This window comes from Streptomyces sp. SLBN-31 (assembly GCF_006715395.1).
Lineage (GTDB): Bacteria > Actinomycetota > Actinomycetes > Streptomycetales > Streptomycetaceae > Streptomyces.
The window spans coordinates 591204-608364 of sequence record NZ_VFNC01000001.1; the positions used below are offsets into that span (position 1 = coordinate 591204).

A 17161-nucleotide genomic window follows, 5' to 3' on the forward strand; every position below is an offset into this window, starting at 1 on the left:
GCAGCCCGGCGAGCGGACTATTGTGCGCTTCATGACGACGCCTGACAACACCTCTGACGCACCCGCCGAGCACACCGGAGTGGCGGCCCAGGACTGGGCCACGGCCTCCGCGGAACCGCAGTACCGGGCCGCCGTCGTGGACCTGCTCGGCGCGCTCGCCTACGGCGAACTCGCGGCGTTCGAGCGGCTCGCGGAGGACGCGAAACTCGCGCCGACGCTGGCGGACAAGGCGGAGCTGGCGAAGATGGCGTCGGCCGAGTTCCACCACTTCGAGCGGCTGCGCAACCGGCTGACCGAGATCGGCGAGGAGCCGACCCAGGCGATGGAGCCGTTCGTCGCCGCCCTGGACGGCTTCCACAAGCAGACGGCACCGTCGGACTGGCTGGAGGGGCTGGTCAAGGCGTACGTCGGTGACTCGATCGCCAGCGACTTCTACCGCGAGGTCGCGGCCCGCCTCGACTCGGACACGCGGGAGCTGGTCCTGGCCGTCCTGGACGACACGGGGCACGCGGGGTTCGCGGTGGAGAAGGTGCGCGCCGCCATCGACGCCGATCCGCGGGTCGGCGGCCGACTCGCCTTGTGGGCACGGCGGTTGATGGGCGAGGCGCTGTCGCAGTCGCAGCGGGTCGTCGCCGACCGGGACGCGCTGTCCACCATGCTCGTGGGCGGGGTGGCCGACGGGTTCGATCTGGCCGAGGTGGGGCGCATGTTCTCGCGGATCACCGAGGCGCACACCAAGCGGATGGCCGCGCTGGGACTGGCCGCCTAGCGCAGGCCCCTGGCGGGGGAGCTCATGGTGAGCTTCCCCGGCCGTCGTCGGGAGGATCTATGCCGGTGCCTGGCGCCGGCGGAGTCTTCCCGCGGGGCGCAGGAGCAGGGACAGGGACGCCGCCGAGACGATCGCCGCGCCGATGAGGACGAGCAGGGAGTTGCCGGGGTCGAAGGCGCTGTGCGTGAGGAAGGCGCCGAAGAGGGCTCCGGCGACACCGGTCGCCAGGACCAGGGAACGGGCCGGCAGACGGTGGGCGAGGCGGCGGTTCGCCGTCCACGCCAGCACGAGACCGAGCAGAGCGGAGCCGAGTGCTTCGATCAACATCATGAGGTTCCCTCCCACACGGCCACACAGCGCGCAAGGCGCGTATCACGGTCGTAGCCCGTCATACCCGTGACCTGCGGAATGCAATCCTCCTCTGTGTACGACCTGTGCTCCATCCGTGGAGGAGAAAATCCGCTCGGGGTGAGGAGGCGATCAGCTCGGGGTGGAGGAGGGACTCCGCTCGCCGCGGAGGGGGGAATCCGCTCGTGGCGGCCCAACGGAACGCGAAAGGGCCCGGCGACTCTACGGTCGCCGGGCCCTTCGTCGCGTGTGACTACAGCGCGCCGAAGCCCACCTTGCGCGGGGCCGGCTCGCCGAGCTCGACGTAGGCGAGGCGCTCGGCCGGGACGAGGACCTTGCGGCCGTGCTCGTCCACGAGGGTCAGCAGCTGCGACTTCCCGGCCAGTGCCTCGGCCACGATCCGCTCGACCTCCTCGGCACTCTGACCGCTCTCCAGAACGATCTCGCGGGGCGCGTGCTGCACGCCGATCTTGACCTCCACGGCTATGTCCCTCCGACGGTCGGTGAAGTGCGCGACCAATCCGCGCCGTACCCAGCACACATTAGCCCGGTGAGGGGAGGTACACGTTCCGCACGAGAACGCCAGGAGCGAACAGCCGACGGGAACAAACGACCCTCACGCGCGCGTGCATGCCCTCAGTGACGTGGTGTCCTGTACGACGCCCACGCGCGCGTGCCGGTCAGTGGTTCTGGTCCGTGCCGTGCAGCGGGAAGCCCGCGATGCCGCGCCAGGCCAGCGAGGTCAGCAGCTGCACCGCCTGGTCGCGCGGGACACTGCGGTCGCTGTGCAGCCAGGAGCGGGCCACGACCTGGGCCAGCCCGCCGAGCCCGGAGGCCAGCAGCATCGACTCCGCGCGCGAGAGGCCGGTGTCCTCGGCGATCACGTCGCAGATCGCCTCCGCGCACTCGTTCGTGACCTTGTCGACGCGCTCGCGCACCGCCGGCTCGTTCGTCAGGTCCGACTCGAAGACCAGGCGGAACGCGCCGCCGTCGTCCTCGACGTACGCGAAGTAGGCGTCCATGGTCGCCCGTACGCGCTGCTTGTTGTCGGTCGTCGACGCCAGCGCGCTGCGCACCGCCTGGATCAGCGACTCGCAGTGCTGGTCCAGCAGGGCCAGGTAGAGGTCGAGCTTGCCCGGGAAGTGCTGGTAGAGCACCGGCTTGCTGACACCGGCGCGCTCGGCGATGTCGTCCATCGCGGCCGCGTGGTAACCCTGTGCCACGAAGACTTCCTGGGCGGCGCCCAGCAGCTGGTTCCGTCGGGCTCGGCGCGGCAGGCGCGTGCCCCTCGGGCGCGCCGCCTCTGTCTGCTCGATGGCTGTCACGCCGCCTCCCAAATTCGTCCACATGCGGTGTGCGCCGCGCGGCCATCGTACTTTTCGGTAACCCTGAGCGCGCGGTGCGAGCGCAGAATTTCACGTACCGGACGGCGGCGAAAGCCGGACGGGGGGTTTCAGACCGGGGCGGAGTGGGCAGGCGAGGGCTCCTTTCCTGCTCGGTGGCGCCCATGAGCGCACTCGCGTCCCTGGTCAGCGGTAGTCGTCCTCGTCGATGGAGACGATCCGGCGCTGCTCGACGAGGTCGGCCTCGTTCGCGCGGGCCGGGTCGACGTCGTCGAGCGGGTCGTCCTGGTCCGGCGTGAGGTCCGCCTGCTGCTCGGCGGCGTCGTTCTCCGGTGCCTCGACGTCGAACTCCGATGCCCTGCGGGCCTCTTCGTCGGCGAACGTCTCGGGATCGGTGGGGTCTACGGTCATGGTGGGCTCCCTTCCTACGAACGTCCCTGGGAGAAGCAGGGGCCACAGCGGGTGCCCTCTGTACGAGCCTAGGCAACACCCGATGCGGACGCCATGCGATCCGCACGTCACCTGTTGTCATCTGTGACGGCGAACACATGAACCAGTACGTGATCGTCTCGTAACATTGCCGCATGTCCTCGACCGAGCTGCCGTCCGTACCGGCGATCAACGTGCTCCCGAAGGTGACGCCCGTCAGGGTCGCCGAGGGCGAGCGGCTCAGGTCGGTCGGGTTGCCCGGAATCACGCTCACCATTCGTGCGAGACCGCCCGCGCGCGAGGGGCTGCCGCCCGCGCTCTACGTCCACGGACTCGGCGGTTCCTCGCAGAACTGGTCGGCGCTGATGCAGGAGCTGGAGGGCGTCGTCGACGGCGAGGCCCTCGACCTGCCGGGTTTCGGCGACTCACCGCCGCCGGACGACGGCGACTACTCGGTCACCGGGCACGCGCGCGCGGTGATCCGTCATCTCGACGCGGCCGGGCGGGGCCCCGTGCACCTCTTCGGCAACTCGCTCGGCGGTGCCGTGACGACGCGCGTTGCGGCCCTGCGGCCCGACCTGGTGCGGACCCTGACCCTGGTGTCTCCGGCCCTGCCCGAGATCCGCGTCCAGCGCAGCGCGGTGCCCACCGGACTGCTGGCGCTGCCCGGAGTGGCCGCGTTGTTCTACCGGCTCACCCGGGAGTGGTCCGCGGAGCAGCGCGTCACCGGGGTCATGGCGCTCTGCTACGGCGACCCCGGACGGGTGACGCCGGAGGGCTTCCGCCACGCCGTCGAGGAGATGGAGCGGCGGCTCCGGCTGCCGTACTTCTGGGACGCGATGACGCGCTCCGCGCGCGGCATCGTCAACGCGTACACCCTGGGCGGCCAGCACGGCCTGTGGCGCCAGGCCGAGCGCGTCCTCGCCCCCACCCTGCTCATCTACGGCGGCCGGGACCAGCTCGTCGGCTTCCGCATGGCCCGCAGGGCGGCCCACGCCTTCCGTGACTCCCGCCTGCTGACCATGCCGGACGCGGGGCACGTGGCGATGATGGAGTACCCGGACACCGTGGCCCGGGCCTTCCTCGAACTCCTCGAAGAGACCGGGCAGTTGCCGGACGGCGTACCCTCCAGGAGCCGCCGGGCCCGTGCGGGCGAGGCGGGTCATGGGCCGGCTTCCGTTGGTTACGGTGAGGTCGTGCGTGAGAACGAGGCCGCTGCCGAGAGCGCGGGGAGCTGAGGGGCGACGTGGGACGCCACAGCCGCCGCGGGAGTGCTCCCGCGGCGAAGAGCGAGGCCGAGGCCGAGCGCGCCGGTCGCGGGAACCGGGCCGCGCAGGGGCCGCCGGGCGCACAAGAGCGCGGGGCGGCGCAGCGGGCTGACGGCGCGCCCGCACGAGGGGTACCCCGCCCCGCCGACGGCACACCTGCCGGCGGCGTGCCCGGATTCGCCGACGGCACGCCGGCCCGCGGCATGCCCCAGGTCCGTGGTGGACACACCCAGCAGCGTGAACCCGGCGGTGCCTGGGGCGAGTTGCGGGGGCAGGCGGGTAACGGGCGCGCGCCCTCCGCCGGACGCGGACCCTCGTACGGACCTTCCGCCGGACGCGGATCCTCCGCCGGGCCCGGTCTGGCCATACCGCGGCAGCGGCAAGAGCCTCGGTTCGGCCCCCGGCAGGACTACCTCGACGCCTTCGACGAGGACGAGGACGACGACGTCTTCGCGCGCCGTTCCGGTGTCTCCGCGCACGCCGCCGACCCGTATCCCTCCGTCGCCGAGCGGACCCCCCGTAGCGGCGCAGGTGTCCCCGCCGATACGGACGGCGACGAGGACGACGCGCCGCCCACCGGCGTCCCCGCGCAGAACACCGGCTCCAAGGGGCGGACGTTCACCGGGATCGCGGCCGCCGCGGTCACCACCGTGCTGGCCGTCGTGGTGGCGGGCCAGGTCACGCACGGACGCGACGACACCGCCGTGGGCACGCAGTCGGCCACCGACCAGGCGCGGGACGTGCGGTCGACTCCGTCGGCGGCACCGTCGCCGAGCGTCGCCACGCTGACGTACGAACAGGCGATGGGCCAGAGGTACGCGCTGGGCGCCACGCTCCGGGGCCCGGGGAAGTTCGACACGGTCCCCGGCACCGACCGGGCGCCCGGCAAGGGCCGGAAGTACACGTACCGCGTCGACGTGGAACGGGGACTGGGGCTGGACGGGGCCCTCTTCGCCGAGGCCGTCCAGAAGACGCTCAACGACGACCGCAGTTGGGCCCACGACGGCGCCCGGACCTTCGAGCGTGTCGACAGCGGCAAACCCGACTTCGTCATCACGCTCGCCAGCCCCGGAACCACGGCCACGTGGTGCGCCAAGTCCGGCCTGGACACCACCGAGGACAACGTCTCGTGCGACTCGGCGTCCACCGAGCGAGTGATGATCAACGCCTACAGATGGGCCCAGGGGTCGAAGACGTACGGCGACCGGATCCACGCCTACCGGCAGATGCTGATCAATCACGAGGTCGGCCACCGGCTCGGCTACGGCCACGTCAGCTGCAGCAAGAACGGCCAGTTGGCGCCCGTGATGCAGCAGCAGACCAAGTTCCTCGACCACGACGGGATCCACTGTCTGCCCAACCCCTGGCCGTATCCCGGGAGTTGACGGGCGCCGACGGCGCCAGCGAGCGGTCGATCGTCGGCCGCCACGCCCTGCGCGGCGCCCTCGCGCCGATCATCGCGCTGAACGCCAACGACGTCGGCGCGATGGTGGGCGGCGCCGTCCTCACCGAGACCCTCTTCGGCCTTCCCGGCATCGGTCAGGAACTCGTCCACGCCGTCAACGTGGTCGACCTGCCGGTCGTCGTCGGCATGGTCCTGGTCATCGGCTTCTTCGTGGTCCTCGCCAACGCCGTCGCGGACGTCCTGTACGCGGTGGCCGACCGACGGGTGGTACTGACGTGAGTCTCGTCGAAGTCACGGACCTGACCGTCGGGTTCGGCGCCCTGAAGGCCGTCGACGGCCTCTCCTTCGGGCTGGCGCCGGGCGCCGCGCTTGCCCTGGTCGGCGAGTCCGGCTCCGGCAAGTCCACCGTCGCCTCGGCCCTCCTGGGCCTGCACCGCGGCACGGGCGGCCGGGTCGGCGGCTCCATCGAGGTGGCCGGCACCGACGTACAGCGGGCGTCAGAGGACGAACTGCGGCGGCTGCGCGGAGGGAAGGCCGCGATGGTCTTCCAGGACCCGCTGTCCTCCCTCGACCCGTACTACGCCATCGGCGACCAGATCGCCGAGGTGCACCGCTTGCACACGCGCGTGTCACGGCGAGCGGCACGCGCGCGTGCGGTCGAGGTGCTGGAGCGGGTCGGCATACCCGACGCTCCGCGCCGGTCCCGCTCGCGCCCCCACGAGTTCAGCGGTGGCATGCGCCAGCGGGCGCTCATCGCCATGGCGCTCGCCTGCCGGCCCGACCTGCTGATCGCCGACGAGCCGACCACCGCCCTCGACGTGACCGTCCAGGCCCAGATCCTCGACCTGTTGCACATCCTGCGCGAGGAGACGGGCCTGGGGCTGCTGCTCGTCACGCACGACGTCGGCGTGGCGGCCGAGAGCGTCGACGAGGTGCTGGTGATGCGACACGGGCGCGTGGTGGAACAGGGCCCGGTCGGCGACGTACTGAGGTCGCCCACCCAGGCGTACACACGCGGCCTGCTGGACGCTGTACCGCGCGTGGACGCGCCGCGCGCCCCCTCGCGGGCCTCCGACGAGATCGTCCTGGAGGCGACCGGACTCCGGCGCGAATTCGGGCGCGGCAAGCGGGCGTTCACGGCCGTCGACGACGTGTCGCTGCGCGTCCACCGGGGCGAGACCCTCGGCGTCGTCGGCGAGAGCGGCAGCGGCAAGACGACGCTCGGGCGGATGCTCGTGGGGCTCCTGGAGCCGACGGCCGGGCAGGTCCGTTACGAGGGCCACGCGCGCGTGGGCGTGAACCCGGCCGTCCAGATGGTCTTCCAGGACCCCGTTTCCTCCCTCAACCCGCGCCGCAGCGTGGGCGAGTCGATCGCCGACCCGCTGCGCGCGCGGGGCGAGCGCGACGAGACGCGGATCAGGGGGCGCGTGACGGAACTGCTGGAGCGCGTGGGGCTCGAAGCGGCGCACTACGACCGCTATCCGCACGAGTTCGCGGCGGTCAGCGCCAGCGCGTGGGCATCGCGCGGGCGCTCGCGGCCGACCCGCGCGTCATCGTCTGCGACGAGCCGGTCTCGGCCCTCGACGTGACGACCCAGGCCCAGGTCGTGGAGCTGCTCGGCGAACTCCAGCGCGAACTCGGCCTGGCGCTGGTCTTCGTCGCCCACGACCTCGCCGTCGTGCGCCGGGTCAGCGACCGGGTCGCGGTGATGCGCCAGGGCCGCATCGTCGAGTCAGGTCCCGCCGAGGAGGTGTACGACAACCCGCAGGACCCCTACACCAAGCAGCTCCTGGCCGCCGTACCGGCGCTCGACCCCGAGGTGGCGGCCCGGCGCAGGACGGCCCGGCGCGAACCGGCCTCCCCCTGACAGAACGTGACTGCGTGATCTCGTAGCGCGATCGAACGCAACTCGCACGGGAAAGTTACGACCGTTCACCCCTTTTGGTGGTGCGATGGACAACCGTCCATCGCGCCACCGCCTTGTCCGCATACGTTCTTCCCGCTGCGAGCCGCCGGGTCAACGGCGGCTCCCCAAACGGGAGATCGGGGGTGCGCACGTGCGCATCGGACTGCTTACGGAGGGTGGCTATCCGTATGTGAGCGGTGACGCCACGCTCTGGTGCGACCGGCTGGTGCGCGGGCTCGAGCAGCACGAGTTCGACGTCTACGCCCTCAGCAGCAGCCGGAGCCAGGAGGACGAGGGCTGGGTCGCATTGCCACCGCAGATCGGCCGGGTACGTACCTCCCCGCTGTGGGCGGCCGAGGACGACGGGGTCGTGTACGGGCGGCGCGCCCGCCGGCGATTCATCGAGTGCTACGGCGAACTGGCGGCCGTCCTGTGCGCGTCCGTTTCCCAGGAGGCCGTGTCGAACCTGGAGGCGGACCGTTTCGCCAGCGCGCTGTACGGGCTCGCCGAACTTGCCCGCGACGACGGGGGCGGCCTAGGGGGCGCACTGCGCTCCGAGAGCGCCGTGCGCGCCCTGGAGCGCGCCTGTCGTGCGCCCGGCGCCCAACGGGCGGCGCGCGAGGCGCGCGTATCCGATCTGCTCTCCGTCGCCGCGCACCTCGAACGCGCTCTGCGCCCCCTCTCGCTCGACTGGTACCAGGACGACGACCTCGGCGCGGTCGACCTGTGCCACGCCACGACCGGCGGTCCGGCGGCGCTGCCCGGACTGCTTGCCCGCCACTTCTTCGGCGTACCCCTGCTGCTGACCGAGTACGGCGTGCGGCTGCGCACGCACTACCTGGCCGCCACGGACGCCCCACCCGCCGTACGCTCCCTGCTCGCCGCCTTCCACGGCAGGCTCGCCGCCGAGACCTACGACCGGGCCGCGATCGTGACACCCGGCAACGCGCACGCCCGCCGCTGGCAGGAGCGCTGCGGCGCCGACCGCGCCAAGCTCCGCACGGTCCACCCCGGCATGGACGCCTCGCCCTTCGCCGAGGTAGGGGAGTCCACGGACTGCGCCGACCCCGACACGCTGGTCTGGGTCGGCCGCGTCGAACCCACGAAGGACCTGGTGTCGCTGCTGCACGCCTTCGCCGAGATCCGCAAGGAGGAGCCCAAGACCCGACTGCGGATCATCGGCACTCCGGCCGGCCCCGAGGGCGAGGCCTACCTCGGCCACTGCCGCGCCCTCGCCGCACAGCTCTTCCCCGACGAGGCCGAGGGCCCGCACACCGTCGGCGACAACCCCGTCTCCTTCGCCGAGATCGGCGGCCCCGAACTGCCGACCCCCGCCGACGCCTACGCCGCCGGCGGCGTGACGGTTCTCTCCAGCGTCGTGGAGGGATTCCCGATCAGCCTGGTCGAGGCCATGTTCTGCGGCCGCGCGACCGTTTCCACGGACGTCGGCGCGGTCGTGGAGGTCATCGGCGGAACCGGACTCGTCGTTCCGCCCCGCAATCCGCGGGCGCTCGCCGAGGCCTGCGTGGCGCTGCTGCGCGACCCAGCGCGCCGCGAGCGGCTGGGCGCGGCCGCACGCGCGCGTGCACTCGAACTGTTCACCGTCGAGCAGAACACCACGGCATTTCACGGCATTTACCTGGAGATCGTCGCGCGCACCCCGGTGCGCCGGGTCGTCGTCGACGAGACCGGAGAGCCCCGGCCCTTCGCCGTCCCCGCCGAGGCCCATGTACCGGGCCGCTGGACCGGCGCCCACGTCGCGGCCCGCAGCGCCCCCGCCTGGGCGACGGAAGCACAGGTCCGCGCCACGGAGGGTGCGCGATGAGCGAGCTGGGAGAACTGGACGGCCCGGGCACACCGCACAGCCCCGGCGCATGGGACGAGCGATCACAGGAGTCGATGACGGACGAGGCGCCCGCACGCACGGACGGCGAAACCACCCCACGCACCCGTGCCGACGCAAAACCGCCCGCCCCCCGCCGCACCGCGGCCGACCCCGTGAAGGCACTGATGCACCGTCACCGGGAACTGTGCGCACGGGCGGTGGACCCCCTGGAGATCGCGGCCGGCCTGGAGGCCCACGGCATCACCGACCGCACCGCCACGCGTTTCCGTCACCGCGACGTCTTCGCGCTCGCGGAGGAGATGTTCGCCCGAGCCGCCCGAGACGAGAACCCGTCCGAGCCCCCGAAGACCACCAATGCCTCCCGCGTACGCGCCGGCTGGGCACTGCTCACCCTCCTCCCCGGCGTCCTGGCCACGGCGACACTGACGGCCCTTCACCTCACCGACGGACAGACACACACGGCCATCGCGGCAGCCGCCGCCCTGGCCACCCCCCTGACCCTGCGCGCAGCACTCTCCCGCGGCCCCCTGGCCCCAACTCACCCCACACCACCGGGCTCCACCTCACACGCCCCCGGCACCACCCTCTGGACCGCCTGGCTCCTCACCTACGCCCTACTCGGCGACGGCCTCCTGCAAGCAGCCCTCACCGGCGGCCCCGACGGCCTGCCCACAGCCGCCGCCGACGCCTCCTGGCCCCTCATCACGGCCCCCCTCCTGGCCCTCGCGTGGTCCTGCGCCCCCGCGGCCTGGACGGCCCACCTCCTGGCCGCACGCGCCCACCGCAGACTGACCACCAGCCGCGCCCTGGACGACTTCTCCACAGCGGTACGCCCCCTTCTCCTCGCCACCCTCACGCTCTACCTGATCGCCCTGACGACGCTGCTGGCCCTGACCGGCGCGGCCCTGGGCGAGCCCGCACCCTACGCAAGCACGCTCCCCCTGGGCGCCCTGCTGTTCCTCGCCCGCCTCCTGACGACCCACGGCTTCACCCACGTCCCCGCCACCGTCCTCATGGCGACGGCCACCACCGAAGCCACGGCACTGGCCACGGTCTTCGCAGCCCGCCTCCCCGGCTGCACACCGCTCGCCACCCCCGTACAGACGCTGGCCGACACCTGGGGACCAGCAAGCATCCCGACCCTCACCTGCACCACAGCGGCACTGATCCTGCTGATCCACTCCGCTCGCACCCTCACCAGGGCCTCGGCCCACACCCCACCGGAGCCCCCGTGCTGAGCCGGCCATCACACGCCGGCGACAGCCTCGTACGGCGAGGAGGGGCCGTGCCGGGGGGTGCCCGCCCGCAGTGCCGGGCGTCAGGACACTGCACCACACGGCCGACAGCACCGCCCGACCGAGGACGGACACCCCCCGGCGCGGCCCCGACCCACCCACCATCCCCAGGCGCCACGCGCAAAACCACGAAAGCCGCACAGGCGCCGCAGGCATCCCGGCGCTACCGCCCGGAGGCCCCCGCCTCCGTGCGACCGCCCGGAGGCCCCCGCCTCGAAGGAGCACCACAGATGACCACCGCCCACCCCACCCCCGACGGCGCCCAAGGAGCCGCCCGATGAGAGTCCTGCTGATCGGAGCCAACGGCTACCTCGGCCGCTTCGTGGCCGACCGCCTCCTCGCCGACCCGGCCGTCCAGCTCACCGCCCTCGGCCGGGGCGACGACGCCGACGTCCGCTTCGACCTCGCGTCCGGCAGCCCCGGCGCCCTCACCCGCTTCCTCGACGCGGTACACCCGGGGGTCGTCGTCAACTGCGCGGGCGCCACCCGGGGCGGTGCCCGCGAACTCACCCGGCACAACACCGTCGCCGTCGCCACCGTCTGCGAGGCCCTGCGCCGCAGCGGCTGCGGCGCCCGTCTGGTGCAGATCGGCTGCGGCGCCGAGTACGGCCCCAGCCAGCCCGGCTCCTCCACGGCCGAGGACGCCGTCCCGCGTCCCGGCGGCCCGTACGGCGTGAGCAAGCTCGCCGCCACCGAACTCGTCCTCGGCTCCGGCCTGGACGCGGTCGTCCTGCGCGTCTTCTCGCCCGCCGGCCCCGGCACCCCGGCCGGCTCGCCCCTGGGCCGCCTCGCGGAGGCCATGCGCCGAGCCATGCAGTCAGGCGACGGCGAGCTCAAACTCGCGGGCCTGGGCGCCCAGCGCGACTTCGTCGACGTACGCGACGTGGCACGGGCCGTCCACGCCGCGAGCCTGTCCGCCGCCCAGGGCGTCATCAACATCGGCTCCGGCCGCGCCGTCCGCCTGCGCGACGCCGCCGCCACCCTCGCCCGCGTGGCCGGATACGGCGGCGCCCTCCACGAACTCGACGGCCCGCCCGGCCCGCTGCGCGCCCCGATCGGCCACCCTCGCGGTGATTCCGACCACGTGGCCTCCGTCGCGTACCCGTACCCGGACGGCTGCGGCAGCTGGCAGCAGGCCGATGTGCGCACCGCACGCGACCGGCTCGGCTGGCGGCCCCGGATCAACCTCGAAGAGTCCCTCGCCGACATCTGGATGGAGGCGGCATGCCGCATCTGACCAGCACCAAGACGTACTCCCCGAGCACGGCGTTCCGCACCGTCTTCGGCATCCCCGGCTACGCGCACCCCCTCGTCGCCCCCACTGAATGGAGCGAACTGACCCGCCCGGGCACACCCCTGCACTGGGTGGTCCTCAACGTCGCCGACGGCCCCGGCAGCCGCCCCGACCCGCACTGCCTGGAGGCGGCCGGCCGCCTGCGCAACGCGGGCGTCCGCGTCCTCGGCCACCTCGACGCCACCTTCGGCGCCCGCACCTTCGGCGAGATGATCTCCGACGCGCACCGCTACATCGACTGGTACCGGGTCGACGGCTTCCTCCTCGACCGCTGCCCGACCGAACGCACGTCGCTTCCCGGGATCCGCCGCACCGTCACCACGCTCCGCGCCGTCCGTGACGACGCCCACATCGTCCTCGGCCACGGCACCCACCCGTACCCCGGATACGCGGAGGCCGCCGACCAGCTGGTCACCTTCTCGGGGCCGTGGAACGACTACCGCTGGTCGCAGGTGGCCGAGTGGACGGCCGACTACCCGCCCGACCGCTTCTGCCACTTCGTCCACGGGGTCCCGGGCCCCCACCTCGACGAAGCGCTCCGCATCGCCCGCTGGCAGGGCGCCTCGACCATCTACTTCACGGACCGCACCGACCGCGGCGGACGCACCGACCCTTGGGAGACCATGCCCGGCTACTGGGACGACATCGTCTCGCGGATCGGAACGGGTGTCTCGGAATGAAAAAGGCCATGGCACTGTTACACGGAGAACAACCGTACTGATTGACCGACCAACGGAGTCCCCGTGTCGCTGCCACCCCTGGTCGAGCCAGCCTCTGAGCTCACCGTAGACGAGGTTCGCAGGTACTCCCGCCACCTGATCATCCCCGACGTCGGGATGGACGGGCAGAAGCGGCTGAAGAACGCCAAGGTGCTCTGTGTGGGCGCCGGCGGCCTGGGCTCGCCGGCGCTGATGTACCTGGCCGCCGCGGGCGTCGGCACCCTCGGCATCGTGGAGTTCGACGAGGTCGACGAGTCGAACCTGCAGCGCCAGATCATCCACAGCCAGTCCGACATCGGCCGCTCCAAGGCCGAATCCGCCCGTGACACCGTCAAGGGCATCAACCCGTACGTGAACGTGATCCTTCACGAGGAGCGGCTCGAGGCCGACAACGTGATGGACATCTTCAGCCAGTACGACCTGATCGTCGACGGCACGGACAACTTCGCGACCCGCTACCTGGTCAACGACGCGTGCGTGCTGCTGAACAAGCCGTACGTGTGGGGTTCGATCTACCGCTTCGACGGCCAGGCCTCCGTCTTCTGGTCCGAGCACGGCCCCTGCTACCGCTGCCTCTACCCGGAGCCCCCGCCGCCGGGCATGGTCCCCTCCTGCGCCGAGGGCGGCGTGCTGGGCGTGCTGTGCGCGTCCATCGGCTCCATCCAGGTCAACGAGGCCATCAAGCTCCTCGCGGGCATCGGCGAGCCGCTGGTCGGCCGGCTGATGATCTACGACGCTCTGGAGATGCAGTACCGCCAGGTCAAGGTCCGCAAGGACCCGAACTGCGCGGTCTGCGGCGAGAACCCGACCGTCACCGAGCTCATCGACTACGAGGCCTTCTGCGGCGTCGTCTCCGAGGAGGCCCAGGAGGCGGCGGCCGGCTCGACGATCACTCCGAAGCAGCTCAAGGAGTGGATCGACGACGGCGAGAACATCGAGATCATCGACGTCCGCGAGATCAACGAGTACGAGATCGTCTCGATCCCCGGCGCCAAGCTGATCCCCAAGAACGAGTTCCTCATGGGCACCGCCCTGGAGACCCTCCCGCAGGACAAGAAGATCGTCCTGCATTGCAAGACGGGTGTCCGCAGTGCGGAAGTCCTCGCGGTCCTGAAGTCGGCGGGCTTCTCCGACGCCGTGCACGTCGGCGGCGGAGTGATCGGCTGGGTCAACCAGATCGAGCCCGACAAGCCGATCTACTAGGAACCGCACAAGCCGGTCCACCAGGTTCCGGAAGGGGCTCGGCACCACGGGTGCCGGGCCCCTTTGCGTACCGCGGCCTACCGCGCACAGACCTTGCCGTCCTTCGGCACCCTCCCGTCGAGCAGATACGCGTTCACCGTCGAGTCGACGCAGTCGCTCCCGTTGCCGTACGCCCCGTGTCCCTCGCCCTTCCAGGTGAGCTCCACACCGACGCCCTTGCCCAGTTCGTCGGCCATCTTCCTGGCGCCCTCGTACGGCGTCGCCGGATCGCCGGTGTTGCCGACCACCAGGACCGGCGCCGCGCCGGGCGCGCTCACCTCCGGGGTGTCGTACTGCCCGGCCACCGGCCAGTCGCGGCACCAGCCGGCCGTGTCCCAACCGAGGAAGTCCCCGAACACGGGCGAGATCCTCTCGAACGTCGGCAGCAGCTTCTTCGTCTGTTCGGCGGTCGGCCGCTGCTTGTCGTCCAGGCACGATATGACCCGCTGGGAGTGGGTCGTCGTGCCGTAGTGCCCCGAGGAGTCCCGCTCGTTGTAGCCGTCGGCCAGTGAGAGCAGCTCGGTGCCGTCGCCCCGCTCCGCCGAGTCCAGGGCACTGGTCAGGGCCGGCCAGCCCGACTTGCTGTAGAGGGGCAGGACGATGCCGGTGAGCGCGAGCGTCTGCGTCAGCTTGCGCCCGGAGGAGGTCGGCAGCGGGTGCGCGTCGAGCCGCTCGACCAGGCTCGCGATCTTCCGTGTGCCCTGCGCGGGGTCCTGGCCGGTCGACTTCAGGTAGTCGTCCAGCGCCCGTTGGAACCCCCGGGCCTGGTTCTCCGCGTGTCCCACCGAGTCCGCGCTGGGGTCGACGACCGCGTCGAGGACGAGCCGTCCGACGTTCTTCGGGAAGAGATGGGCGTAGACGCCGCCCAGTTCCGTGCCGTAGGAGATGCCGAAGTAGTGCATCTTCGAGTCGCCCAGCACCTGGCGCATCAGGTCCATGTCGCGGGCGGTGTCGGTGGTCGACACGTGGGCCAGGATCTTTCCGGCGGCCTTCTGACAGCCCTTGCCGAAGTCGACGGCGTCCTGGAAGTACGCCTTCTCCTCGGCCGGGGTGTCGGGTGTGGCGTCGATGTCCTCGGCGGCCTGGATCGCCTTGTCGCCGCGGCAGCGCACTCCCTCGCTGGCGGCGACTCCGCGCGGGTCCCAGCTGACCAGGTCGTAGTGCTCGCGCAGCACGGACACCGTGGCCGCGTACTGCGGCATGGTCGACACCCCCGAGCCGCCGGGGCCACCGAAGTTGAACAGCAGCGACCCGAGGCGCTTGCCGCCGCGGGCCTTCTCGCGGATCAGTGCCAGACCGATCGTCCCGCCGTCCGGCTTCGACCAGTCCAGCGGCACCTTGAGGGTCGCGCACTGCCAGTCGCTGCCCGGCGCGGCTGCGTCCGCGGTCGCCTTGCAGCGCCCCCAGGCGAGCTTCTGCGCGGTCAGGGAGGAGGGCAGGGCGGCGGCCGTACCGGAAGAGCCGGTCGAGGGCGAGGCGGCCGGACTCGTCTTCGAGCCGCCCTTGCCATCGCCGCCGTCGGACGACGAGCCGCCGCTGCAGCCCGCCACCAGCAGTGCGGCGGCGGCTCCGAAAGCCGTCCACCGAGCGAATCGCGCCATGTGCGTCCCCCCTGACAGGCCGTCCGCATCGAGCAGCGGACCGCGGTCAGGCCATACTAGGCAGATCACGCCGAGCTCGCGCAGGCCTGTGGATAACCTCCTGACCTGCACTTTTACCCGGGAATCCCGGGCTGTGTCAGGAACAGACGGTTCCGGCGGCCGGTACTGTCCCGTCCAGCAGATAGCCGTTCACCGCGCTCTGCACGCACTTGTTCTTGCTGTCGTACGCGCCGTGCCCCTGCCCCTTGTACGTCAGCTCCACGCCGACGCCCTTGCCCAGCGCGTTCACCATCTTCTTCGCACCCTCGTACGGTGTGGCCGGGTCGCCGGTGTTGCCCACGACGAGGATCGGCGCCGAGCCGGCCGCGCTCACGTCGGGGTGGTCGGCGGCGCCCGCCACGGCCCAGTCGGTGCAGCCGGCCATGGACCAGGCCAGGAAGTCGCCGAAGAGCGGTGAGGCGGCCCGGAACTCGGGGAGCTTGTGCTGCACGTAGGCGGTGTCGTAGCGGGCTTTGTCGTCCGCGCAGTTGATGGCGATGTTCGCGGCCGTGATGTTGCTGTACTCGCCGTTCTCGCTGCGGCCGTTCATCGAGTCGGACAACGCCATCAGGATCTTGCCGTCCCCGGCGTACGCCTCCTGCAGGCCCTCGGTCAGGTACTGCCAGAAGTCCTTCGAGTACAGGGACTGCGCGATGCCGTTGGTCGCGGCGGTCTGGGTGAGCTGACGCGGGAAGATCCCGGAAATCGGCTTCTTGTCGAGGTCCTTCAGGAGCTTGGCGATGCGGTCCTTGACGTCCTGCGCGCTGTCGCCGATCGGGCAGGGCTGGGTCTGGGAGGTGCAGTCCGCGGCGAAGTTGTCCAGGGCGAGCTGGAAGCCGCCGGCCTGCCCGAGCGAACTCTGTTCGACGTTCTGCGTCGGGTCGACGACCGCGTCGAAGACGGCCCGGCCCACGTGCCGGGGGAACAAGTGGGCGTAGACGCCGCCGAGTTCGGTGCCGTAGGAGATGCCGAAGTAGTAGAGCCTGTCGTCGCCGAGGACCTGCCGCATCAGGTCCATGTCCCGGGCCGCGTCGGTGGTGCGCACGTGCGGCAGCACCTTCTTGGAGTTCTTCTCGCAGGCCGAGTTGAACTTCTTGGTGTTGTCCACGAACTCGGTGCGCTCGGCGGCGTCGTCGGGGGTGGCGTCCTGCTGGAAGTAGTTGTCGAGATGCTGGTCGTTCTCGCACTTCACGGGCGCGCTGCGGCCGACTCCGCGGGGGTCGAAGCTGACCAGGTCGTAGCGGGTGCGCAGCTTCGCGTAGTCCTGGCCGAAGGAGGGCAGTGTGGTGACGCCCGAGCCGCCGGGCCCGCCGAAGTTGAAGACGAGCGAACCGATGCGTTCGCTCGCGCTTCCGCTCGTCCTCGCCCGGATCAGCGCGATGCCGATCGTGTCGCCCTTGGGCTTGCCCCAGTCCAGCGGCGCCTTCATGGTGGCGCACTGCCAGGTGCCGCCGTTCGGCAGCGGGGACGGCGCGGAGCCCCCGCCCTCCGCCGCGGAGGGGGCCGGGCAGTCCTTCCAGTGCAGCTTCTGGGCCGACAGGTCCTCGTCGTTCTCGGCGTTGTCGCTGCAGGCCGCCAGTACGGAGGACAGCAGTACGGCGGTCAGGACAGCGGCCCGCAGGCGCGGAGGCTTCGGCATGCTTCCATCCTGTGGCCG

14 protein-coding genes and 2 pseudogenes are annotated in these 17161 nt (G+C 71.7%); 10 read left to right on the forward strand and 6 right to left on the reverse strand.

Annotated features, from left to right (window positions below):
* The first annotated feature begins 31 nt into the window (after positions 1 to 31).
* Positions 32 to 769, forward strand: coding sequence for a ferritin-like domain-containing protein (locus FBY22_RS02850; RefSeq protein ID WP_174267072.1), 738 nt, complete (start codon positions 32 to 34; stop codon positions 767 to 769).
* A 57-nt stretch (positions 770 to 826) separates the two neighbouring features.
* On the opposite strand, the gene FBY22_RS02855 is transcribed toward FBY22_RS02850, so the two are convergent.
* The 4 genes from FBY22_RS02855 to FBY22_RS02870 all read right to left on the reverse strand — a co-directional run bounded on the left by FBY22_RS02855 (position 827) and on the right by FBY22_RS02870 (position 2871).
* The gene (locus FBY22_RS02855) at positions 827 to 1096 is read right to left on the reverse strand and encodes a hypothetical protein (protein ID WP_142147309.1); all 270 of its coding nucleotides are present in this window, start codon (positions 1094 to 1096) and stop codon (positions 827 to 829) included.
* A 274-nt stretch (positions 1097 to 1370) separates the two neighbouring features.
* The gene (locus FBY22_RS02860; RefSeq protein ID WP_142142321.1) at positions 1371 to 1598 is read right to left on the reverse strand and encodes a DUF3107 domain-containing protein; all 228 of its coding nucleotides are present in this window, start codon (positions 1596 to 1598) and stop codon (positions 1371 to 1373) included.
* A gap of 199 nt (positions 1599 to 1797) precedes the next feature.
* A complete protein-coding gene (locus FBY22_RS02865; RefSeq protein ID WP_058923384.1) occupies positions 1798 to 2442 on the reverse strand; it encodes a TetR/AcrR family transcriptional regulator in 645 nt (214 codons plus the stop codon).
* A 204-nt stretch (positions 2443 to 2646) separates the two neighbouring features.
* Positions 2647 to 2871, reverse strand: a complete 225-nt coding sequence (locus tag FBY22_RS02870; RefSeq protein WP_142142322.1) for a hypothetical protein — start codon at positions 2869 to 2871, stop codon at positions 2647 to 2649.
* Positions 2872 to 3044: 173 nt separating this feature from the next.
* Here FBY22_RS02870 and FBY22_RS02875 point away from each other — a divergent pair, with 173 nt between their 5' ends.
* The 9 genes and pseudogenes from FBY22_RS02875 to moeZ all read left to right on the forward strand — a co-directional run bounded on the left by FBY22_RS02875 (position 3045) and on the right by moeZ (position 13825).
* Positions 3045 to 4127: an alpha/beta fold hydrolase gene (locus FBY22_RS02875; protein WP_142142323.1), complete on the forward strand. Its 1083-nt coding sequence runs from the start codon at positions 3045 to 3047 to the stop codon at positions 4125 to 4127.
* An 8-nt stretch (positions 4128 to 4135) separates the two neighbouring features.
* Positions 4136 to 5542 carry a DUF3152 domain-containing protein gene (locus tag FBY22_RS02880; RefSeq protein WP_142142324.1) on the forward strand — a complete coding sequence of 469 codons (1407 nt, stop codon included), beginning with the start codon at positions 4136 to 4138 and terminating at the stop codon, positions 5540 to 5542.
* Positions 5543 to 5547: 5 nt separating this feature from the next.
* Positions 5548 to 5841, forward strand: a pseudogene (locus FBY22_RS02885) (ABC transporter permease subunit); the annotation flags it as partial.
* Positions 5838 to 7429: pseudogene (locus FBY22_RS02890) on the forward strand (dipeptide ABC transporter ATP-binding protein). The pseudogenes FBY22_RS02885 and FBY22_RS02890, both read left to right, overlap by 4 nt.
* 190 nt (positions 7430 to 7619) lie before the next feature.
* Entirely contained in the window at positions 7620 to 9293 is a 1674-nt protein-coding gene (locus FBY22_RS02895) for a DUF3492 domain-containing protein (protein WP_260844699.1), read from the forward strand.
* A complete protein-coding gene (locus tag FBY22_RS02900) occupies positions 9290 to 10552 on the forward strand; it encodes a hypothetical protein (protein ID WP_142142326.1) in 1263 nt (420 codons plus the stop codon). The genes FBY22_RS02895 and FBY22_RS02900 overlap by 4 nt, the downstream gene beginning before the upstream one ends.
* Positions 10553 to 10886: 334 nt before the next feature.
* Entirely contained in the window at positions 10887 to 11846 is a 960-nt protein-coding gene (locus FBY22_RS02905) for an NAD(P)-dependent oxidoreductase (RefSeq protein ID WP_142142327.1), read from the forward strand.
* Complete coding sequence (locus tag FBY22_RS02910; RefSeq protein ID WP_142142328.1) at positions 11834 to 12583, forward strand: spherulation-specific family 4 protein; 750 nt, start codon at positions 11834 to 11836, stop codon at positions 12581 to 12583. Before FBY22_RS02905 ends, FBY22_RS02910 begins: the two co-directional genes overlap by 13 nt.
* 63 nt (positions 12584 to 12646) lie before the next feature.
* The gene (moeZ, locus tag FBY22_RS02915) at positions 12647 to 13825 is read left to right on the forward strand and encodes an adenylyltransferase/sulfurtransferase MoeZ (RefSeq protein ID WP_142142329.1); all 1179 of its coding nucleotides are present in this window, start codon (positions 12647 to 12649) and stop codon (positions 13823 to 13825) included.
* A 77-nt stretch (positions 13826 to 13902) separates the two neighbouring features.
* Here moeZ and FBY22_RS02920 read toward each other — a convergent pair whose 3' ends face one another.
* Positions 13903 to 15465: an alpha/beta hydrolase gene (locus tag FBY22_RS02920; protein WP_142142330.1), complete on the reverse strand. Its 1563-nt coding sequence runs from the start codon at positions 15463 to 15465 to the stop codon at positions 13903 to 13905.
* A 136-nt stretch (positions 15466 to 15601) separates the two neighbouring features.
* Positions 15602 to 17143: an alpha/beta hydrolase gene (locus tag FBY22_RS02925; protein ID WP_142142331.1), complete on the reverse strand. Its 1542-nt coding sequence runs from the start codon at positions 17141 to 17143 to the stop codon at positions 15602 to 15604.
* Positions 17144 to 17161 lie beyond the last annotated feature (18 nt).